The sequence below is a fragment of the Devosia sp. SL43 genome, assembly GCF_021729885.1.
Lineage (GTDB): Bacteria > Pseudomonadota > Alphaproteobacteria > Rhizobiales > Devosiaceae > Devosia.
This window is the reverse complement of record NZ_CP063401.1, coordinates 1,694,182-1,714,670: the sequence shown is the minus strand read 5'-3', so window position 1 is coordinate 1,714,670 and position 20,489 is coordinate 1,694,182. Positions and strand designations below refer to the sequence as shown.

The window sequence follows — 20,489 nt, the reverse complement described above, 5'->3', positions numbered from 1 at the left end:
AGAAGAATTTCAATGGCTAATGTGGTTGTCGTCGGCTCGCAATGGGGTGACGAGGGCAAAGGCAAGATCGTCGACTGGCTTTCGGAGCGCGCCGATGTGGTGGTGCGCTACCATGGCGGCCACAATGCCGGGCACACACTGGTTATTGATGGCGTGAGCTACAAGCTGGCGCTGCTGCCCTCGGGCCTGGTGCAGGGCAAGCTCTCGGTCATCGGCAATGGCGTGGTCGTCGATCCGCACCACTTCGTCCAAGAAATGGCAAAGCTGCGCGGGCAGGGGATCACGATCACCCCGGAAATCCTGCGCATCGCCGACAATGCCCCGCTGATCCTGTCGCTCCATCGCGAGCTGGACGGTATCCGCGAAGACGCCAATTCCGGGCTCAAGATCGGCACGACCCGACGCGGTATCGGTCCGGCCTATGAGGACAAAGTTGGCCGTCGCGCCATCCGTCTGATCGATCTCAGCGAGCCCGATACGCTGCTGGCCAAGATCGAGCGGTTGCTGACCCACCACAATGCGCTGCGGCGCGGCCTTGGCCTGGTCGAGATTGAGGCGGCGACGATTTACGACGAGCTGATGGCCGTCGCCGCTGAAATCCTGCCCTTTATGGACCAGGTGTGGAAGGTGCTCGACGACAAGCGCAAGGCAGGCGCGCGTATCCTGTTCGAGGGCGCGCAGGGTGCGTTGCTCGACAACGATCACGGCACTTATCCGTTCGTGACCTCGTCGAACACCGTGGCTGGGCAGGCGGCAGCTGGTTCGGGCCTGGGGCCGACAGCCATCGGATACGTCCTTGGCATCACCAAGGCTTATACGACCCGCGTCGGCGAAGGCCCGTTCCCATGTGAACTCGACGACGACATCGGCCGCCATTTGGCAACGGTGGGCCGTGAAGTCGGCGTCAATACCGGCCGCCCGCGTCGTTGCGGCTGGTTCGATGCCGTGCTGGTGCGCCAGACGGTCAAGACCTCGGGCATTTCGGGCATCGCGCTCACCAAGCTCGACGTGCTGGATGGCCTCAAGGAGATCAAGGTCTGCGTGGCCTATGAGCTCGATGGATCACGGATTGATTATTTGCCTGCCTCAATGGGGGCACAAGCGCGGGTTAAGCCGATTTACGAGACGCTCGAAGGTTGGTCGGAAACCACCGCCGGCGCCCGGAGCTGGGCCGAATTGCCCGCACAGGCGATCAAATATGTCCGATACATCGAAGAGCTGATCGGGGCTCCGGTCGCGATGCTTTCGACGAGCCCGGAACGGTTGGATACCATCCTTGTGGTTGACCCATTCCAAGACTAAGTTTTTTTGTTACAACACGTCGCAGCAATCGTGAGTACCAAGTAACCAATGGCGGACTACAAAGAGCTGTTGCGCCGGGCGATCTCGGCGCTGCCAGAGAATAATGGGGCCGCACGTCGTGCGGTTTATGAGAAGGCGCGTTCAGCTCTCGTGGGTCAACTGCGGGCGATTACGCCCCCATTGCCGGCGCGCGATATTACCCAGCATCGTCTGCAGCTTGAGGATTGCATCCGCCAGGTCGAGCAGGAAGCCAGCGAGGCGATCATCACGCTTGGGCGCGACGCCATGGCGCCCAGGCCTGTGGAGGCCGCCAAGCCGCCCGAGCCGAAGCCCGTCGAGCCACCCAAACCAGCCGCAATAAAGCCCGTCGAGACTAAGCCGGTCGTGGTGCCAGAGGCGCCCAAGCCGGCGCCCGTGGCCGAAAAGTCGACAGACACGATGTCGATCGAAGAGATTATCGAGCAGGCAGCGGCAACGTCTGGCGCCAAGGTGTCAGAGGTGCAGGCGGCCAAGCCCAAGATCGATTCTCGACCGTCGCGATCCGAGCCGTCTTCACCGCCTTCCAATGTGCGGCAGATCGATGCGCCGCTCAAATCGCCGAGTTTCGAGCCGCGCCGCGATTCGATGCCGCTGGCTGCCAATTCGGCTGCCGAACCCATTCGCTCCAGCAGCCGTATCGAGCCGTCGATCAGCGGCAATCAGGCGGTCGCGCTTCAGGTCGTGACGCCGTTGGCTGTCGCCCATGTCGAGCCGGCTCTGTCGAGCGTGCGCGAGGTCGAGCTCGAGGCCATTCAGCCAGCCGATACGATCGAGGCTGAAGGCGCGATCGCAAGCGCAATCGAGACGCTGGATCGCGAAGCCCGTGGCGAGACGACGCCCGAATTGCCGGAACCGGCCCAAGTTGCGGCTGACCGGATGTTCGCGGCGCCAAGGAGCACCGACAGTGCAGCGGTCGACGATAGCGGCTTTGCATCGACTGCTGCTACCGGACGTTCGGGGCCGGGCCTGACGATATTCCTGATCGTTTTCGTGATTTTGCTGGCTGGTGTCGGCGGAGCCGGCTTCTGGGCGTGGCGCGAGGGCTATATCGACCTCGACCAGATGTTCAATCAGCCGACAACTACTGTTGCCGAGGCCACTGATACGCCCGCCGTGCCGACGCCCACGCTCGATCCTGTCGAACCCGCGCCAGCGGTGTCATCGACCGATCCTGCGGCGGCGCCCGGCAATACGGCGACTAACGCCGCAACCGAACCATCGACGGCGCTGGAAGGTCTGGAGCTTGAGGACAGGCTGGAGCCTACTCCTGAGCCAGTCGTGCCGACCGGCAACGAAACCACGCTGCCCGATCTGGGTACCGGTGAAATTAAGACCGAGGAGCGGCTTCCGGGACAGGATGCGACAACGGTTGCCGCCAATGATCCGGCGGCTTCGGTCGATCCGGCGGTGCTGGCAGGCAGCCAGTCGCTGCTGCTGGAGGCCAGCCCGAGCGGCACGACCGGCGCCGTGCCGTTCTCCGGTACGGTGGAATGGAGCGAAGGGGTCGACGAACTGGGCCTGCCCACGCTGATTGGCCATGCCAGCATTCCGGCGCGCAATCTGGGCGTCAACGTCACCATTCGCAAGAACTCCGATCCGAGCCTGCCAGCGAGCCACCTGATGGAGGTGGATTTCGAGGTCAACGACACGTTTATCGGTGGCACGATTGCCAGCCTGCCGGGTGTCTTGCTCAAGGATGAGGAACTCGTGCCGGGCACGCCGCTGGTGGGCGCCTCGGCGCGCGTCGTCGGCAACTCGTTCCTGTTCGCTCTGAGCGCATCGCCAGACGATGCGACGGCCAATACCGACCTGCTCGAGAACCGCAAGTGGATGGATCTGGCGGTCGTCTATGGCACTGGCCGGAACGCCATCATCACCCTCGAGAAGGATGAGACGGCACAGGCGCTGTTTGACAAGGTTTTCGGTACCTGGACCCAGTAAGTTCAGGCTTCCAGCAAACGCCCCGCGGCCAGCCGATAGCGTCGGCTGGCTAATGCTGCGACGTCGTCGGCGTGGTGGCTGACCAGAATGGTGTGCCAAGCGTGGCGCCGGGTCAGGGTCAGAACCAGGTCTCGGGTCGTGACGCGGGTTTCGTCGTCGAGCGCTGAAAACGGTTCGTCGAGCAGCAGCACGGGCCGGTCGCGTAACAGGGTTCGCGCCAGAGCGACGCGCTGCTTCTGGCCGCCCGACAGGGTCGAGGCGACCTGGGGGCCGACATCTTCGAGACCAACTTCGGCCAATACCTGTGCGATGCGGGCAGCGGCTTCCGATCGGCCAGTATGGGCCGGCAGGCCAAGCTCGATATTTCGATCGGCGCGCAGGTGCTCGAATAGGCTTTCCGACTGCAGCAGCAGCGAGACCGGGCGGGCTTCCGGTGGCAATGCCAGCAAGTCCTTGCCGTCGAGATCGATGCGTCCGCTAAGGGGCGTAAGGAACCCGGCAAGCAAGTCGAGCAGAGTGGATTTGCCGGAGCCACTGGCACCGGAAATCGCAGTAACCTCGCCGGGCGCGGCGATGAAGCTGAAATTGTAGGGCTCGCTTTGGCCGGGATGGGCGAAGCGCAGTTCGTCAACGCGTAGCATTGGCGATCCTTTCGAAGAGGCGGGGCAGACCCACAAAGGCGACGATGGTGCCAAGCAGCAGCAATGCGCCAATTGCGGCCGCGTCATTGCCGCGATAGGCGCCCAAGGCGCGGAACATCATCAGGGGTAGGGTCTGGAAGTCCTGCGTGCCGAACAGGGCGATGACGCCGAGATCGCCGAGGGAGAAGCAGAAGGCCAGCGCCAGCATGATGCCGATATCTTTGCCAAGCAGGGGGTATTCGACAAAGGCGAATTGACACCAGCCGGAGAGTCCAAGCGAGCGGATCAGCTTGCCGCGCGTGCGGGCTATTGCCTCGAGCGGCGGTCCGAGGGTCGCCATGGCGAAGGGGAGTGCAAGCAGGCTGTTGCCCAGGATGACGACGAAGGGCGCTGCGATGGCAGGTGACACTCCCAGTGTACGAACAAGCAGGAAGAAGCCGAGTGACAAAACCACAGCTGGCACTGCCAGATAGGCAAAGACGGGCATGCCGAGCAGGGTTCGCATGAGGCGATTGGGCGTTGCAGCCCGGCCGAGTGCCAGCAGCAGTGCCAGGGCGAGCGTGAAGACTGCCGATGCCGAGCCTATGACGAGGCTGCTGACTGTCGCCCGCCAGAAGGCAGGCTGCGCCACCAGGCTGCCGAGGCCAGTGGTGAGGCCGTTGACCAGTACGGAGGCCAGCGGCAGCACGAAGATCACGGTCGACAGGGCCAGCACCAACCATTGCAGGGTCCGAGCCACGGAGCGGTCACGCCAGCGCGGAGCGACTGAGGCGCCGAAGCTGGCGGGAATGGGTGCCAAAGCGGAGGCCGCCAGGATCACGACAGAGCAGACGGCGATCTGTGTTGCAGCCAAGCGCACGGCGCCCACTAGGTCGAAATCCTGCCTCACGGCGGCATAGATGGCGACTTCGAGCGTTTGGTTGGCGGGGCCGCCACCGAGCAGCAGCACGATGGGAAAGCTGGTGAAGGCGAGGAGAAAGATGATTGCGGCGAGGCCGGGCAGGGTGCCGCGCAAAGCCGGCCAGTCGATGATGGAAAAGCGTTGCCACGCCGATAGAGCAAGGGACTGGCCGGTCTTGAGGCGTGCGGTCGGAATGGCGTCGAGCCGGGCCAAGATGATGCGGGCGGCGAAGGCGCCGTCGAGGATGACATGGGCGAAGAGGATGCCGGAGAGACCGAAGGCCGGATTGCCCAAAGGCACGCCGAACAGGGCTTCGCTGGCCTGATTGATCCAGCCATTGCGGCCCCAGATCGACAGCATGCCGAAGGCGACCACCATACCTGGAGTGACGATGGCCGAGGCGAAGAGGCCGACCACCAGGTCGCGCCCCGGGAAACGCAGGCGGTTGAGCGCCCATGCGAGGGCCGTGCCGACGGCCAGGGACAGCACAGTGGTCAGGCCGGCCTGGATCGATGTCATGCGCAGCAGGTGGGCGATATCGACCCGCGAGCCGGAGCCTTCACTGTCGGTGGCGGCGGCGAGGATGGCCCAGAGGACGAGGGCGATGAGGATGGTGATGGCCAGCGCGAGGGTGATAGCCGAGGCCACGCGCAGGGGGCGGGGAGGCAGGGCTAGTTGAGGCATCACAACCCCCCCCCTCGGTCCCTCCCCACAAGGGGGAGGGAGGTGATGGGGCTGCGGCCCGTGGCAAAGTTCGGCCACCGCAACGGAGCGAGCTTCGCTCCCCCTTGTGGGGAGGAAATGAGGGTGGGGGTGGTCATAACCACAATCTTCGCTCGGACTACTGTACCGCCGCCAGCATTTCGTCGATCCAGGCCTGGCTGTTGGCTTCGATCTCGGTGTCGGTCAGCACAAGCGTCTTCGCGGGCTGGGGCAGGGTGGCAAAGGTGGGGTCAAGGTCGGCACCCAGATCGATGACCGGCAACATCCAGTTGGTCGTGGGGATGACCTTCTGGCCATCAACCGAGGTCAGGTAGGCCAGGAACTGCTTGGCCAGTTCCTGGTGATCGGATGACTTGAGAATGCCCGCAACCTCGGTCTGGGCCAGGTGGCCCTCGTCGAACAGGGCGGCCTTGATCGTGTCGTCTTGCTCCGAGACGATGTGATAGGCGGGTGAGGTGGTGTAGCTCAGCGCCATATCCGCCTCGCCTTCGAGGAAGAGATTGTAGCTCTCGCTCCACTCGCGGGTGATGGTGAGGATATGAGGCTTGAGGCCGGCCCAGATTTCGGGCGCGCGATCGCCATAGGCGGCCTTGATCCACAGCACCAGACCGAGGCCGGGCGTGGCGGAGCGAGGATCCTGGATGGCGATCTTGAAATCTTCAGGCAGCGCGATCAGCCCTTCGAAGGACTTTGGCGGCGTCGCAACGCTATCGGTGTCGTAGACGAAGGCGAAATGGGCATAGTCGAAGGGGGCGAACTGCGCATCCGTCCACGGCGTGGGCAGGTCGAGGCCGCTCAGATCGAGGCCATGGTCGACGAAAAGGCCAGTATCACGGGCTTCGCCGGCAATGGCGGTGTCGAGCCCGACGATCAGATCCGCCTCGGTCGTGTCGCCCTCGAGCTGGACACGGCGCAGCGTGCCGATGGAGCTGTCGGCAGCGATCCATTCAACGATGCAACCGCCGCAGATGGCCTCGAAGCCAGCCTTGAGGCCCGGGCCGGGGCCCCATTCGGAAGCGAAACCGTCATAGGTGTATATCTTGAGGATCGGCACTTCTTCGGCGAAAGACGGGGCAGCAAGCAGTCCGGTAAGGACCGCAGCAACGAGGTGGGCAGATTTGACCATGGGTCATTCCCTTCGGTGTTGCGGCCATGAAGAAGGGGATGTGTGTCAATGGCGGACGCGACGAGAGGCGCCCTTGCCATCTCGAACTTCCTCCGCCAGCATGACCTGGTTCAGGTTCAATGGGTAACTCTCAGCTCCGGAAACCCGGAACACCCCAGCGAGACGCCCCACAATTAATGAGAGCTTTGTGACAGTGCAAGACACTTCCGTACGCCCCACGGATGCGCCAATGGTCGTATTCGACGGCCCCATGGCCATTGTCGGCGGGGGGGCCGTGGACTCTGGTCTGCTGCGGGACTTGGCGGAGCGAGGCGTGGCCCTGGTCGGTGCCGATGGTGGCGCCGATGCGATCGGCGATGCCGGATTGGTGCCGGTAGCGATCATCGGCGATCTCGATTCCATCAGCGATCGGGTGGCGTGGGAGAGCCGGACACGTGTCATTCATATTCCCGAGCAGATCACCACCGATTTCCAGAAGGCGCTCTATTCGACGCAGGCACCGGTCACTCTGGCGCTGGGAATGACCGGCAAGCGGCTGGACCATACGTTGGCGGCACTCAGCGCCGTGTTGCAATACGCGCCGACACGACGGTTGTTGCTGGTGGATGAGGTAGATGTGGCACTGGCCGTTACCGGGGCGGCGTCGTTCGAGGCGGACTTGCGCGAGCGGGTGTCGATCCATCCGTTGGCGCCGATCCGGTTCGAGCGGTCGAGCGGCTTGTTTTATCCAATGGATGGGTTGCTGCTCGAGCCTGGCGGATTGATCGGCACGTCCAATGAGGGGATTGGCGGACGAGTAGAGATCATTCCCGTCGGCGAGACGCCGTGGCTGCTGATCCTGGGCAAGGAGCGGTTGTGGGATTTGATGAAGGCTTAGTGGCACGAGGTGGCAACGCAAAAGGCCCGCGCTTGCGGGCCCCGTTTGCGTTCCGCCAGAACCTTACTGCCCGCGGAAGCGGAGCCGGCCGATTTCGTCGTATTCGGCCTGTTCGACCTTGAGCTGCTCGGCAGCCTCGCGCTGATGTTCGCGCTGGTCCAGCAGTTCGACCTTCTTGAGGTCTTCGATGGCTTCGGCCAAGGCGTCCTGTGCCGCCTCGAGCTTGCCGCGCATATCGTTGGCCGAAGCCAATAGATTGTCCCGGCGGTTGAGCGCGGCCTTGGCAAAGGTCGAATAGGCAAAATGGGCGACATCCGAGATGCCGGTCTTGGTGTGCTCGATTTCGATCTGCTGGTCGAGTTCGGACGCCATGCGTTCGAAGTCGTTGACCATCATCTCGATCTGAGCGACCTGACGCCGCTTCTCGTCCACCTGAAATTTCTTAAGCCGAATGAGGCTCTCGCTGCGCGATTTCAAGACCTGTACTCCTTACACACCAAGTCAGTTCCGGGACCAATACGCAGTCCCATCAGGCCGCCGCGCCCGCTTCGGCAACAATCGCTTCGAGCATCTTATAGCCCTCGGCGATGGTCGTCGTCTCTTCCCGGCTCTGGCTCAAAAAAGCCTCAAGCGCGGGATAGATGGCGATCGCACGGTCCACGTGTGGATCTGACCCTTTCCGGTAAGCCCCCAGCCGGATCAGCTCCTCCATGTCGGAATAAATCGACATGAGTTCTCTTGCCTTGGCCAGGACCGGACGAAAATCGACCGGCACGCAACCTGGCATGGTGCGCGAGATGGACCGGAGCACGTTGACGGCGGGGTAACGACCCCGTTCGGCAATCCCGCGCTCCATCACGATGTGCCCGTCAAGAATACCGCGAACGGCATCCGCAATGGGCTCATTGTGATCATCACCTTCGACCAAAACGGTAAAGAGTCCGGTAACAGAACCCGTCGTAGCTGTGCCAGGACCCGCTCTTTCCAGCAATCGTGGCAATTCGGTGAAAACCGTCGGTGGATAACCCTTGGCGGTCGGGGGCTCGCCGATGGCGAGGCCAATCTCGCGCTGCGCCATGGCAAAGCGGGTGAGGCTATCCATCATGCACAGCACGCGCTTGCCCTGGTCGCGGAAATATTCCGATAGCGCCAGACTCATATAGGCGGCCTGCCGGCGCATCAGCGCGGCCTCGTCGGAGGTGGCGACCACGACCACCGCATTGGCCAGCCCGGCCTCGCCCAGATATTCCTGGATGAATTCGTGCACTTCGCGGCCGCGTTCACCGATCAGGCCAATGACAGCGACATCGACATTGGTGTTGCGCGCCAGCATGGACATCAGCACCGACTTGCCGACGCCCGAGCCGGCAAAGATGCCAAGGCGCTGGCCCTCGCATACGGTGGTGAAGGTATTGAGGCAGCGGACGCCAAGTTCGAGCGGACCGCCAACGCGGACGCGATCATGGGCCAGGAGCGGGTTTTGACGTAGCGGATAGGCCGTGGGGCCGCGCGGGAGAGGGCCCTTGCCGTCGATGGGCTCGCCATTGGCGTTGATGACCCGGCCCAGCCAGCCCTCGGACGGGAAGGCTGCGCCGTCGTGGCGCTGGAACACGGCCTTGCAGCCGAGGCGGACACCCGATAGCTGGCCAAAGGGCAGGCACAGCGCGTGACCGTCCTTGAATCCGATGATTTCGGCCGCCAGGAACTCGCCGTTGACGGTCTCGATCTGAACGCGGCCGCCGACGCGCAATTCGCGCACCGGGCCGACTATTTCGATCAGCAGGCCCTGCACCGATTTCACGCGGCCATAGACCTCGATGTCGTCGATCGCCTCGATGGCCGAAATGAGGGCCTTCATATCCGTCCCGTTCGCTCATAGCGGTGGGAAACTATGGTTTCCGCACCGGTCGAATCGTCATAGCCGACGAATCACACAGTAACTGAACGTTAAGCAAAAGGCGCTATTTCAGGTGCCGGGCCGGTCCGTCTGCCGCTTTGCGCCGATCACCGTCCAAACCCCTGACATAGCCACAATTGCTTGAGTCCGGAGAGTCGCTTAGGACGGCTACTTAAACCATCTTCTTAAGAAAAATTGATAAGATTAACCTATAAATTTCAATGACTTAGACTTAATTCACCCTAACGCCGTTTGCGTATTGCCGAACCGAATTAAACTTTGTTAACTATTTGGGCTTAGGGTTCAGTCATATCCAGTAGGGTTGGCGTGGGCAGGCCAGGTCCCACGGTTCCAGCAGGAACGAATGACAAGGGGAATATAATGCGGGTACTCCTTATTGAGGACGACAGCGCTACGGCGCAGAGCATCGAGCTGATGCTGAAGTCCGAAAGTTTCAACGTCTATACCACCGATCTCGGTGAAGAAGGCGTCGATCTCGGTAAGCTCTATGACTACGACATCATCCTTCTCGACCTGAATCTGCCCGATATGAGCGGCTATGAGGTGCTTCGCACCCTCCGCGTGGCAAAGGTCCAGACGCCCATTCTGATCCTCTCCGGCCTTGCCGGCATCGAGGACAAGGTTCGCGGTCTCGGCTTCGGCGCCGACGACTACATGACCAAGCCTTTCCATAAGGACGAGCTCGTGGCCCGCATCCACGCCATCGTCCGCCGTTCCAAGGGCCACGCCCAGTCGGTCATCCAGACCGGCGACCTTACGGTCAACCTCGACACCAAGACCGTCGAAGTAATGACCCAGCGCGTGCACCTGACTGGCAAGGAATACCAGATGCTCGAGCTGCTCTCCCTCCGCAAGGGGACGACGCTCACCAAGGAAATGTTCCTCAATCACCTCTATGGTGGCATGGACGAACCCGAACTCAAGATCATCGACGTGTTCATCTGCAAGCTCCGCAAGAAGCTCAGCGTGGCCACCGGTGGCAAGAATTACATCGAGACCGTCTGGGGCCGTGGCTATGTGCTGCGCGAGCCCGACGAAAGCGAAGTCTACGCCGACAACGTCGCCTAAGCCTCCCAGGGCTCCTGCGTCACTCTGCTCCACCCCGTGCGACACCGTCGCGCGGGGTTTTGCTTTGTCCTGGGCCTATCCTTGCGGCTCCCTGACATGAGGACCCGCCCGTGGCCAAGGACTTTATCTATCCAGACGACGGTGCACTGCGCCGCTACTATGCCGATGGTGATTTTCTCGACGGCCAGTGGGTGCCGCTACCGCATCCTGCGCCTGATGCCGCCGATCTGACGATTGCGACGTTCTTCAAAATGCCGGGCTGGGTGATGGGACTGCTGGCCCTGCGCGACGGGCTGGTGTCGCCGCTGGGGCTCAAGACGGCCCGCTCGGAGGGATATCGCGTGCCGACGCGCCAGGAGGTTTTGGATTGTAGTTATCCGGGCGTCTTCGCAGTGCATTCGGCGACGCCAGACGAGGTCATCTTGGGCACTGACGACAAGCATCTCGATTTTCGCGTGTCGATCCTGCGGTCGGTGCCCGAGGACTTGGTGGCCATTAGTACATGGGTGCGCCCACATAATATCCTTGGGAATGCCTATCTCGCCACGGTCTACCCGTTCCACCGCATTATCGTGGCGCGTTGCCTCGACAACGCGGCGGAACTGGGCATTGTGGCAGCCTAGTCGCCAGACTCCTGAAACACAGCCAAGGCATTGATGGTGCCGTCCTCATTTGCGCGGAAGGTGAGTTCTTCCCAAACCGAGAAGCCTGCCGTGGTGGCGTGGGGCGTCACGTTGATCGCGCGCATCCAGCCATAGTCGTCCGGCTCGCTGGTCAGATAGTTGCCGACGATGACGTCGGACGGCATGCCGATGCCCATCAGGCCGAGGTCGACGGCGACCGTTGCAGGCCATTCGGCACACTGCGCCGATGCAGGCGCAGCGTCGCGCACATCGATGCCAATGCCTGTCACCTTGCCGTCGCCCATCTCGCCATCGGAGTAGAGCCAGAGTGTTTCCGCGGCGCGGGCGAAGCAGGCCCAGGTCACGGCACCGCCGGCTTCACCCCAATTGTGCGAAGCGCCGCCCAGTGCGGCAGCAAGTTCAGCGATAGGAGTTTCTTCCAGTACCACCGCGTGCTCGCCGATGGTGATCTGATAGACCTGCTTGACCTCCCCCCATGGATCGCGGGCTGGCAGGCCACTGGTCGCGACGGAGTTGATCCAGGTGCCCTTCAAGGGCGAGTCTTCGGCCATGACAGGCGCGACGGTGGTGGTGAGCAGCAGGCAGGCAATGATGACGCGCATTGGAGTTCCCTTTGAGTTCGGTGCGCCAGATAGACGCCGGAACATGAACGGAGGCTGACCGACAAAATTTTCCCGGAGGCGTGTCGATCGGGAGCAATGCGGCTCGTTGTGTAGGCAGAAGCGCGGTTGGGACCGCGTACAAACCGAGGAGACGACCATGATCCGTTTCGCAGCTTTCGTCGGCGCGCTGCTGCTGACAACCACCGCCTTTGCCCAGTCCGAACCAGTCGGTCAGGCCGTCGAGGTCAATGGCATGCAGATGTATTACGAGGTGTCGGGCGAGGGCGAGCCGCTGGTCGTGCTGCATGGCGCGTACATGAACATTCCCGCCATGGGTGGGATCATCCCGAAGCTCGCCGAGACGCATAAGGTCTATGCCATCGAGTTTCAGGGCCATGGCCGGACCAATGATATCGAACGACCGGTCACCTACCCCAATCTGGCCGATGACGTCGCCAAGTTCATGGATGCGGTGGGCATCGAGAAGGCCGATGTGTTTGGGTACTCGATGGGCGCTGCTGCCGGATTGAGGCTGGCCATAGACCACCCGGAAAAGGTCGATCAACTGGTGGCGGCATCCGTGGCCTATGACATGTCGGGTTCGCAGCCCGAATTTCTCGAGATGATACCGACCATGGTGCCCGAAATGTTCATCGGGTCGCCGATGGAGGAGGCATGGAAGCAGTATGCGCCCAATCCGGATGGGTTCAGGCCCTTTGTCGAGCGCATGATCGCACTTGAACATGAGCCGCTGGCCTGGGGCGATGAGGTCAAGGCACTGGATACGCCGATGCTGATCATTGCCGGCGATGCCGACATGGTGACGTTGGAGCATCTGGTCAGCCTGTTCCGGCTGAAGGGCGGCGGTGCCCCCGGCGACATGGGTAAGCCGCTTTCGACATCGCGGCTCGCCGTACTGCCGGCGACGTCGCATACGGCGGTGATCAATCAGGTCGATCTACTGCATGGCTTCATCGAGCCGTTTCTTCAGGGTGAAACGCCCAAGGGCATGTTCGAGTAGCCTGCGATGTTGCGGTGGGAAAGCGATGCTGGTTTGATCGCCGATATGACCAGCGAATCCGACACCCACCGCGCCATCAACACCGTTTGGAAAATCGAGCAGCCCCGCCTGATTGCGGGGCTGACGCGCATGGTGCGCGATATTTCACTGGCCGAGGAACTGGCGCAGGATGCGCTGATCATCGCGCTCAGGACCTGGCCGCAATCGGGCGTGCCGAACAATCCCGGCGCCTGGCTGATGCAGACGGCCAAGCGCAAGGCGATCGACTATTTTCGTCACCGCAAGATGGCGGCGACCAAGCTTGAAGAGGTCGGTCGGATCATCGAGGACGATGCGCCCGATCATGAGGCGGATCTGGTCGAGAGCCTCGACGATGATGTTGGCGACGATCTCCTGCGGCTAATTTTTACCTCGTGCCATCCGATTTTACCTGCGGAATCAAGGGTCGCGCTGACGTTGCGCCTGCTGGGCGGGCTCACGACCGAGGAGATTGCCCGGGCCTTCCTCGCGGCCGAACCGACCATCGGGCAACGTATCGTGCGCGCCAAGAAGACCATTGCCGAGGCTGGCATTCCGTTTGAAGTGCCGCGTGGTGAGGAGCGGGTGGAGCGCCTGTCGTCGGTCTTGGGCGTGCTCTATCTGATTTTTAACGAGGGCTATTCGGCCACGGCGGGCGAAGACTGGATGCGACCGCAATTGTGCCAGGAGGCGATGCGGCTGGGTCGCGTGCTGGCACGACTGTCGCCAGACGATTCCGAGGTGCACGCCCTTGTGGCGCTTATGGAAATCCAGGCGTCGCGACTGAACGCGCGCACTGATGCCAGGGGTGAACCGGTACTGTTGCTCGATCAGGACCGGTCGCGCTGGGACCAGTTGCTGATCGGCCGGGGTCTGGTAGCGCTCAACCGGGCAGTCGAACTTGGCGGGGCCAATGCGCCCTATGCCCTGCAAGCGGCGATCGCGGCCTGCCATGCGCGAGCACGCAAGGCTGGAGATACCGATTGGGCGAGGATTTCAGCGCTTTACGGTGTTCTCGGGCAGGTGACGCCGTCTCCGGTGATCGAGCTCAACCGCGCCGTGGCCGTTTCCATGGCTGAGGGTCCTGCCGCGGCTTTGGCGCTGATCGACGCGATCAAGGACGATCCGGCGCTCAGGACCTATCATCTGCTGTTTGGCGTGCGCGGAGATATGTTGAGTAAACTCGGGCGGCATACCGAGGCGACGCTGGAGTTCCGCCGGGCGGCCGAGCTGACGCGCAACGAACGCGAGAAGGCCTATCTACTTGGTAGAGCTGAAAAAACAGCTTAAGCGGCCCGATTCAGGCAGCCATATCCATTTCGAACTTGGCTTCGAGGATGGCGCGGTCGAAGGGTTTCATCATGTAGTCGCTGGCGCCGGCCTTGAGGGCCATGGCGATGGCGCCGATGTCGTTTTCGACGGTGCAGTAGACCACGTGCGGTTTCTCACCGCCGACGTAACCCCTTAAAAGCTTTAGGAAATCCAGCCCGGTCAGGATTGGCATGCTCCAGTCAAGCAGAATGGCGTCAGGCATTTCCTGGCGGCACTTGTCGAAGGCTTCCTGTCCGTCCTCGGCTTCTTCGACGATGAAATCCATGTCTTCGAGGATGCGGCGCGCCACTTTGCGCACGACGCTGGAATCGTCGACGATCAGGCAGGATTTCATTTCGGATGGGCCCCGCAGAGACTAACGCTCCATTCGATCTTAAGGCTCACATCCTACAGATTGGTTAGCAATATGCTGACGTTTGGCGCCGCCAAGAGCAGAGGCTACACTTCTGCGGTAACCGCCGGCTTTGGGATGGCCGTTAGGAAGAACATCTCGTTCTCGATGCCGATGGTGATTTCCATGTCGGTCATGCGGGCAAGCAGGCCCGTGTAGAACGGCTGAATGCCCCGCGCATCGACGAAGCCTTCGTCGGGCGTGCCGGCGAGCAAACCGACGGCGCCGGATGGGATCAGGGTCTTCTGGCGCTTTTCCGGGTCGCTCTTGGAGGTGAACTCGAACTTCTCATTGCCGGCATCACCGGTGATCGAGGCGGTGACCTGACCACCGCGCGGTACTGACATGGCAGCGATCAGCAGCAGGTTCATGAACAGCTTGGCCTTGTGCTTGGGCAAAAGGATCAGCGGAACGTTCCATTCGAGGTCGGCCTTTTCGATCTCGAACTGGATGCGGGCGACGCGCTCGCATTCGCGGGTGTCGATATCGGTGCCCGAGGTCGAGGAAGCGCCATAGGCAAGGCGGGCGAACTCGAGCTTGGCCCGGCTCTGCTTGGCAGCGTTGGCAATGAGGTCGCGAGCGCCTTCGGCCATGTCGGTCTGGTTGGGATCGCCCAGCACTTCGAGCCCATTGCCGATCGCGCCGATGGGGTTGATCAGGTCATGGCAGACCCGGCTGCACAGCATGGCCGCGAGGTCGGTTGCCTTGAGCTCGATGATATCGGCCATGTCGAAGTCTCCGTAGGGCAGCAAGAATCACTGCTGCCGACATTAGAGGCTGGTGGTTAAATGTGGATCACTATTTGGCGCATGGCACGAAGCCGCTGCCGGCCTGCTAGACCGGCAGCGGGGCTGTCTGTGCCGTGAGCGTCGAGATGAAGCGGCGTGTGCGGTCGTCGACCGGCTTGCCGAATACCGCGGACGCCGGGCCGGCTTCCACCACGTCACCACCTTCGAGAAACACCACATTGGTGGCGATCCGGGCGGCGAGGCGCAGGTCATGCGTTGCCATCAGCATGGTGGTGCCATCGCGAGCGAGCTGGGCCAGCACTTCGACCACTTCGGTGGCCAGTTGCGGGTCGAGGGCCGAAGTGGGCTCGTCGCACAGCAGGACCTTTGGGGCCGGAGCGAGTGCCCGGGCGATGGCGACGCGCTGCTGCTGGCCGCCCGATAGGCTTGATGGCCAGGCGTCGGCCTTGGCGGTCATGCCGACCTTGTCGAGGAGTTCGAGAGCGCGGGCCCGGACCTTCTCTCTTGGCCATTTGAGGACGGTGAGCGGCCCTTCCATGACATTTTCCAGCGCGGTCAAATGGGGAAAGAGCTGGAAGTTCTGGAACACCATGCCGGTCTTGCGGCGCAGCGCCAGGATGGCGTCACGGCTTATCTTCCTGCCGGGGGCAAAGTGCACGGCGGTATCGTCGATGCGGACATCGCCCGATTGCGGCATTTCGAGCAGGTTGACGCAGCGCAGCAACGTGCTCTTGCCGCTGCCCGAGGCGCCAATCAGGGCGGTGACGCCGCCTTCTGGCACTTCGATGCTGACCCCCTTGAGGACGTGATTGTCGCCGAAGCTTTTGTGGATGTGGTTCAGCGTGATCATGACGCAGCCTCGATATAGCCGCCATAGCGGGAGAAGCGCCTTTCGACGCGGGCCTGCAGGCTCGACAGGACCGAGCTGACGACGAGGTAAATCAGCGCGACCTCGACATAGAGGATCAGAGGCTCGTAGGTGGTGGCGACGATGCGCTGGCCGGCGCGGAACAGTTCGGGCACGGTGATGGCTGCCGCGAGGGAGGTGTCCTTGACCAGCGAAATGAAGGTGTTGGACAGCGGCGGCACGGCGATGCGCGTGGCCTGGGGCAGGATGGTGCGGCGCATGGCCTGCGGCCAGGTCATGCCAATGGAATAGGCGGCTTCCCACTGGCCCTTGGGCACGGCGAGCAGCACGGCGCGGATGATTTCGGACGTATAGGCGCCGACATTGAGCGTGAAGCCGATCAGCGCGGCTGGGAAAGCATCGAGCACGATGCCGACGCTGGGCAGGCCATAAAAGATCAGGAAGAGCTGCACCAGCAGCGGCGTGCCGCGGATGATCCAGACATAGAAGCGCACAAAGGCCGATAGTGGCCAGGGGCCAAAGAGGCGGGTAACCGCCGCGAGAAAGCCGACGCCGAGCCCGAGTGCGAAGGACAGCAGGGTCAGCGGCACGGTGAACTGCAGGCATGCCCAGAGCAGGGACGGCAGAGAGTCCAGCATCAGGGAGAGCCAGCGTGGCATCTCGAAAAGCCAGGATGGTATAAGCATCGGCAGGTCCGCCATGAAAAAGGACCGCCAGTTTACCTGCCGGTCCTTCCAGTATTATGCGTTGGACGCGGTTACTGCGAGACGTCTTCGCCGAAGTATTTCTGCGAAATCTCGGCATAGGTGCCGTCGGCCTTGATGGCGGTCAGCGCTTCGTTGATGGCGGCCAGCAGTTCGGGCTTGCCCTTGGCCAGCAATACGCCGGAGAAGTCGGCATCATCGGCGGTGGCGACGACCTTCACATCGGCATCGGGCTGCTGCTTCTTGAAGTCGAAGAAGGACAGGCTGTCATTGATGGTGGCGTCGGCGCGACCCTGGATGACGAGAGCGATCGACTGATCGAAGCCTTCGGTGCCGACCAGTTCGGCGCCATAGCCTTCGGCGAGCTTGCCGAAATTGCTGGTGAGCGACTGGGCCGACGTCTTGCCGGCCAGGCTTTCGAAGCTGGTGATATCGGTATTGTCGCCACGGACGATCAGGGCGGCCTTGGAGGCGATGTAGGGCTCGGAGAAGTCGTACTTGGCCTGGCGGTCGGCGTTGATGCCGACCTGGTTGATGACGACGTCGTAGCGGTTGGCGTCGATGCCGGCGATTAGACCATCCCAAGGGCCTTCGACGAACTGCGCCTCGACGCCCAAGTGCTTGGCGATTGCCTGGCCGATCTCGACGTCGAAACCGACCAGAGCGCCGCTGGCGTCGTGGTAGGTGAAGGGCGCATAGGTGCCTTCGGTGCCGATGCGGATGGCGCCTGCGGTCTTGATGGCGTCAAGGGCGGTCTGTGCGAAGCTCGGGGTCGCCAGGCTGGCGAACAGGCCGGCGGCCAGCAGCAGTTTCGAGAGTTTCATCTTCTTCTCCTTATTGGGGCCAGCGTCATAACCGTGGGCCGGACTAGCCCGGAAAATGCGCTTGCGGCATGCTGGTTTCAACCGGTTGGATGGATGTTTTTCTCAGGCGCACGAGCACGATGCGGCCATGCTCGAATTGCAGGTTTCGAGAGCCGGTTGTTGCCGGATTTCACCGAACGGCGTCAGGTCGTGATGGTCAGTTGATCGACAGGTTCTTGGCCAGCTCGGGCCAGCGTTCCTCGGCGGCACGCCCGGCGGCATCGGGCGCCAGCAGGAAGGCTTCGCGGTTGGCGGCGGAATAGAACATGTAGAGCCGCTGCTTGAACACGGCGTAGATGCGCGGGTCGCTATCGGAGACAAAACCGCGTGCCACGCCCATGGCATCGTGGCCGCCGAACTGCGGCGCATAGATATCGGGATTGCCCGCGAAGATGTCGCGATTGGCAGCGGTGGCGAAGTACCACGGTACATTCTGCCAGATGAATTCGTGGTCGGAGCGACCGGCAAGGGGGATGGGCTCGGTGAAATAGCTCACCGGGTCGGTGCCCGAGAGGCCGATGCCGGTCAGTGGATCGGTGACGATGAGCGTGACCACTGACTGTGCCTGTGCCGGGGCGAGTGCGGCCGAAACCGTGCCCAATAGCGGCAGAACAAAGGCGAGCATGGTTAAGATTTGTTTAGAGGTTTGCTTCATCATCGAACCAATGATCGGCGCACAGCATGTTCGAGGCTGCCTTACAAAAGTTACGGTCCAAGCCTTAACGTCCTCGTAACTGCCAGTGCCGCTTTTCGCCCGGGAGATCTTTCGATGTTCAAGCGCCTCGCTCTTCTCCTTGCCATGCTGGCCGCATTCGCGGCACCGGTGCCATCAGCTTTCGCACAGGGGTCGCTGAGCGATACCTATTCGGGTGAGGATCTGGTCGAGAATGGCAAGCAGTTCTTCGGCTCCGCCTCGCAGGGGCTGGCCTCTTTGGTCGAGCGGGCGGTGAGCCAGTTCGGCCTGCCCAACGGTTATATCCTGGGTGAAGATGCCGGTGGTGCGCTGTTTGCCGGCGCCCGCTATGGCGAGGGCATTCTCTACACGCGCAATGCCGGCGAGTTCAACGTCTACTGGCAGGGGCCGTCCATCGGCTTCGACGTGGGTGGCGATGGCTCCAAGACCATGATGCTGGTCTATAATCTGGCGCAAATTCAGGATGTGCTCGGCCGCTTTGCCGGTGTCGATGGCTCGGCCTACGTGGTGGGCGGCTTCGGGATGACGGTGATCAAGCGCGGCAATGTCGTGATGGTGCCGATCCGCTCCGGTGTCGGCGCCCGCCTGGGGATCAATGTGGGTTATCTTAAGTTCACGCCTGAGCCGACCTGGAACCCCTTCTGACCGTTCCAATCAGGATCGAATCTGCTCAATGCCGGGGTCAAAGACCCCGGCATTGTCGTGACTGGACGCCCCATCCGCGTTAGGGTTAACCAGTGGCGAAGATGGCGGCTGCGCCGTGTTGCTGCCAGATAAGGGTTTGTCCGCGCGCGTCTTGTCGTGCGGTGCGGAGGTCGGCTGATGCTCATCGAGAACATGATGTATTTCGCGCTCGGCCTGCTGGTGGCGGGCCTGGTGGCGCTGATCATGCTGCCGGCGGTGTGGAAGCGTGCCGTGCGGCTGACCAAGCGCCGGATCGAGGCGGCGACCCCGATCACCATGGCCGAGTTCCGGGCCGACAAGGACCAGTTGCGCGCCGAGTTCGCGCTGTCGACACGTCGGCTGGAGATGAATGTTGAGACGCTGCGCAAGCGGCTTGCCGAGCAGCTCGGTGACGTCAACCAGAAGCGCAGCGACCTTGGCGCGCTCAAGACCGAGCGCGACCAGCATCTTGTTATCGTCAAGGAGCTTGAGGCGCGCGAGGCGGACTTGCGGGCGCGGGTGCTTGAACTCGAGCGGGACGGGACCGACCTGGCGCAGCGCCTGCGCATGCGCGACCGCGAGCTGGATGTGCGCAGCGGCGAGATCGCAACGCTGCGCGACACGATGCGCGGCGGCCTGCCCAAAGGCACCGACCTCGACGGCAATATGCTGTCGGGGGATTATGAAGAGGATATCGATCGTCTGACCACGGCGCTGGCCATCGAGCGCAAGCGGGCCAAATTCCTCGAGGATCAGGCCCATAGCCTGATCGAACGGCTGGAAAAGTCCGACCGTCGCAGCGTCGATGCGACTGCCGCCATCGCGCAAATGCGCGAGGCGTTGGCCGGCAAGGATGACAAGAAAGCGGCGGCGGCCGAGAATCTCGTTGCGGCTGAAGCCCGCATTGCCAGCGCCGAAAACCGGCTCAACGCCATCCTGGCCGAGAGCGGCGAGGTGGTGGACAAGGCGACCGGCCGCGCCGAGCAATTGCTGGCCGACAAGCTCAACCTCGAGGCAGAGGTCGAGACGCTGCGCAAGAAGGTGGCCAATGTGGAAAGCTCCATCATGGCCGACTGGGACAGCGAGCGGATCGAGGAAGCCTATCTGCGCGAGAAGCTCAACGACATCGCCGCCAGCGTGAGCCGGCTGGTCTATGCTGTTGATACCGAAACGCCGGTGGCGCGTGGTGACGAGGAAAGCCTGTTCGACCGGGTGCAGCGCTTTGCTGATGATGGCGAGGGCCGCGATGCGTTGCCGGTGAAGGCAGCGGGTGAGCGGCGCGGTTCGGTCAGCGATCGCATGGCGGCGCTGAAGGAAATTCAGGGGCGGTAGGTTCGTCGCCACGCCCTCGTGGTTCGAGGCTCGCGAAGGGCTCGCACCTCACCATGAGGGCTACTGCTAGCT

General features: G+C 62.4%; 21 protein-coding genes and 1 riboswitch. Of the genes, 9 read left to right on the top strand and 12 right to left on the bottom strand.

Translation table 11 applies throughout. The features are described from left to right. Positions 1–12 precede the first annotated feature (12 nt). Both IM737_RS08440 and IM737_RS08435 read left to right on the top strand, forming a co-directional pair. Entirely contained in the window at positions 13–1,302 is a 1,290-nt protein-coding gene (locus IM737_RS08440) for an adenylosuccinate synthase (RefSeq protein ID WP_236899476.1), read from the top strand. A gap of 48 nt (positions 1,303–1,350) precedes the next feature. Continuing rightward, complete coding sequence (locus IM737_RS08435; protein WP_236899475.1) at positions 1,351–3,282, top strand: hypothetical protein; 1,932 nt, start codon at positions 1,351–1,353, stop codon at positions 3,280–3,282. Positions 3,283–3,284: 2 nt separating this feature from the next. Here IM737_RS08435 and IM737_RS08430 read toward each other — a convergent pair whose 3' ends face one another. The 3 genes from IM737_RS08430 to IM737_RS08420 all read right to left on the bottom strand — a co-directional run bounded on the left by IM737_RS08430 (position 3,285) and on the right by IM737_RS08420 (position 6,673). Then, positions 3,285–3,923, bottom strand: coding sequence for an ATP-binding cassette domain-containing protein (locus tag IM737_RS08430; RefSeq protein ID WP_236899474.1), 639 nt, complete (start codon positions 3,921–3,923; stop codon positions 3,285–3,287). After that, positions 3,910–5,508, bottom strand: a complete 1,599-nt coding sequence (locus IM737_RS08425) for a hypothetical protein (RefSeq protein ID WP_236899473.1) — start codon at positions 5,506–5,508, stop codon at positions 3,910–3,912. The genes IM737_RS08430 and IM737_RS08425 overlap by 14 nt, the downstream gene beginning before the upstream one ends. Positions 5,509–5,665: 157 nt before the next feature. Further along, on the bottom strand, positions 5,666–6,673 hold the full coding sequence (locus IM737_RS08420; RefSeq protein WP_236899472.1) for a thiamine ABC transporter substrate-binding protein: 1,008 nt from the start codon (positions 6,671–6,673) through the stop codon (positions 5,666–5,668). A 70-nt stretch (positions 6,674–6,743) separates the two neighbouring features. Further along, positions 6,744–6,840, bottom strand: a riboswitch (TPP riboswitch). Positions 6,841–6,902: 62 nt separating this feature from the next. On the opposite strand from IM737_RS08420, the gene IM737_RS08415 reads away from it, so the two are divergent. Continuing rightward, positions 6,903–7,550 (top strand): thiamine diphosphokinase, encoded by a 648-nt coding sequence (locus IM737_RS08415; protein ID WP_236899470.1) that lies wholly within the window; start codon positions 6,903–6,905, stop codon positions 7,548–7,550. 63 nt (positions 7,551–7,613) lie between these two features. Here IM737_RS08415 and fliJ read toward each other — a convergent pair whose 3' ends face one another. Together fliJ and fliI are read right to left on the bottom strand one after the other, a co-directional pair. Further along, complete coding sequence (fliJ, locus tag IM737_RS08410; RefSeq protein ID WP_236899469.1) at positions 7,614–8,027, bottom strand: flagellar export protein FliJ; 414 nt, start codon at positions 8,025–8,027, stop codon at positions 7,614–7,616. A gap of 52 nt (positions 8,028–8,079) precedes the next feature. Then, positions 8,080–9,408 carry a flagellar protein export ATPase FliI gene (gene fliI, locus IM737_RS08405; protein WP_236899468.1) on the bottom strand — a complete coding sequence of 443 codons (1,329 nt, stop codon included), beginning with the start codon at positions 9,406–9,408 and terminating at the stop codon, positions 8,080–8,082. A gap of 420 nt (positions 9,409–9,828) precedes the next feature. On the opposite strand from fliI, the gene ctrA reads away from it, so the two are divergent. Both ctrA and IM737_RS08395 read left to right on the top strand, forming a co-directional pair. After that, the gene (gene ctrA, locus IM737_RS08400; RefSeq protein WP_236899466.1) at positions 9,829–10,536 is read left to right on the top strand and encodes a response regulator transcription factor CtrA; all 708 of its coding nucleotides are present in this window, start codon (positions 9,829–9,831) and stop codon (positions 10,534–10,536) included. Between the two features lie 110 nt (positions 10,537–10,646). Continuing rightward, on the top strand, positions 10,647–11,159 hold the full coding sequence (locus tag IM737_RS08395; protein ID WP_236899465.1) for a DUF2867 domain-containing protein: 513 nt from the start codon (positions 10,647–10,649) through the stop codon (positions 11,157–11,159). On the opposite strand, the gene IM737_RS08390 is transcribed toward IM737_RS08395, so the two are convergent. Next, positions 11,156–11,782: a hypothetical protein gene (locus IM737_RS08390; protein ID WP_236899464.1), complete on the bottom strand. Its 627-nt coding sequence runs from the start codon at positions 11,780–11,782 to the stop codon at positions 11,156–11,158. The two genes, IM737_RS08395 and IM737_RS08390, sit on opposite strands and share 4 nt — an antisense overlap. 157 nt (positions 11,783–11,939) lie before the next feature. Here IM737_RS08390 and IM737_RS08385 point away from each other — a divergent pair, with 157 nt between their 5' ends. Together IM737_RS08385 and IM737_RS08380 are read left to right on the top strand one after the other, a co-directional pair. Next, positions 11,940–12,803 (top strand): alpha/beta fold hydrolase, encoded by an 864-nt coding sequence (locus IM737_RS08385; protein WP_236899463.1) that lies wholly within the window; start codon positions 11,940–11,942, stop codon positions 12,801–12,803. Between the two features lie 45 nt (positions 12,804–12,848). After that, the gene (locus IM737_RS08380; RefSeq protein WP_236899462.1) at positions 12,849–14,111 is read left to right on the top strand and encodes an RNA polymerase sigma factor; all 1,263 of its coding nucleotides are present in this window, start codon (positions 12,849–12,851) and stop codon (positions 14,109–14,111) included. Between the two features lie 10 nt (positions 14,112–14,121). Here the strand turns inward: IM737_RS08380 and IM737_RS08375 are convergent, their stop codons facing one another. The 6 genes from IM737_RS08375 to IM737_RS08350 all read right to left on the bottom strand — a co-directional run bounded on the left by IM737_RS08375 (position 14,122) and on the right by IM737_RS08350 (position 18,353). Further along, on the bottom strand, positions 14,122–14,487 hold the full coding sequence (locus tag IM737_RS08375; protein ID WP_236899461.1) for a response regulator: 366 nt from the start codon (positions 14,485–14,487) through the stop codon (positions 14,122–14,124). A gap of 104 nt (positions 14,488–14,591) precedes the next feature. After that, positions 14,592–15,272 (bottom strand): histidine phosphotransferase ChpT, encoded by a 681-nt coding sequence (gene chpT, locus IM737_RS08370; protein ID WP_236899460.1) that lies wholly within the window; start codon positions 15,270–15,272, stop codon positions 14,592–14,594. A 106-nt stretch (positions 15,273–15,378) separates the two neighbouring features. Further along, a complete protein-coding gene (locus tag IM737_RS08365) occupies positions 15,379–16,143 on the bottom strand; it encodes an amino acid ABC transporter ATP-binding protein (RefSeq protein ID WP_236899459.1) in 765 nt (254 codons plus the stop codon). Further along, on the bottom strand, positions 16,140–16,820 hold the full coding sequence (locus IM737_RS08360; protein ID WP_236899890.1) for an amino acid ABC transporter permease: 681 nt from the start codon (positions 16,818–16,820) through the stop codon (positions 16,140–16,142). Before IM737_RS08360 ends, IM737_RS08365 begins: the two co-directional genes overlap by 4 nt. Positions 16,821–16,918: 98 nt before the next feature. Next, the gene (locus IM737_RS08355) at positions 16,919–17,689 is read right to left on the bottom strand and encodes an amino acid ABC transporter substrate-binding protein (RefSeq protein WP_236899458.1); all 771 of its coding nucleotides are present in this window, start codon (positions 17,687–17,689) and stop codon (positions 16,919–16,921) included. Positions 17,690–17,885: 196 nt separating this feature from the next. Then, a complete protein-coding gene (locus IM737_RS08350) occupies positions 17,886–18,353 on the bottom strand; it encodes a YHS domain-containing (seleno)protein (protein ID WP_236899457.1) in 468 nt (155 codons plus the stop codon). A gap of 144 nt (positions 18,354–18,497) precedes the next feature. Here IM737_RS08350 and IM737_RS08345 point away from each other — a divergent pair, with 144 nt between their 5' ends. Both IM737_RS08345 and IM737_RS08340 read left to right on the top strand, forming a co-directional pair. Continuing rightward, positions 18,498–19,067 (top strand): DUF1134 domain-containing protein, encoded by a 570-nt coding sequence (locus IM737_RS08345; RefSeq protein ID WP_442874178.1) that lies wholly within the window; start codon positions 18,498–18,500, stop codon positions 19,065–19,067. A 177-nt stretch (positions 19,068–19,244) separates the two neighbouring features. Then, a complete protein-coding gene (locus IM737_RS08340) occupies positions 19,245–20,417 on the top strand; it encodes a hypothetical protein (protein WP_236899456.1) in 1,173 nt (390 codons plus the stop codon). Positions 20,418–20,489: the final 72 nt, after the last annotated feature.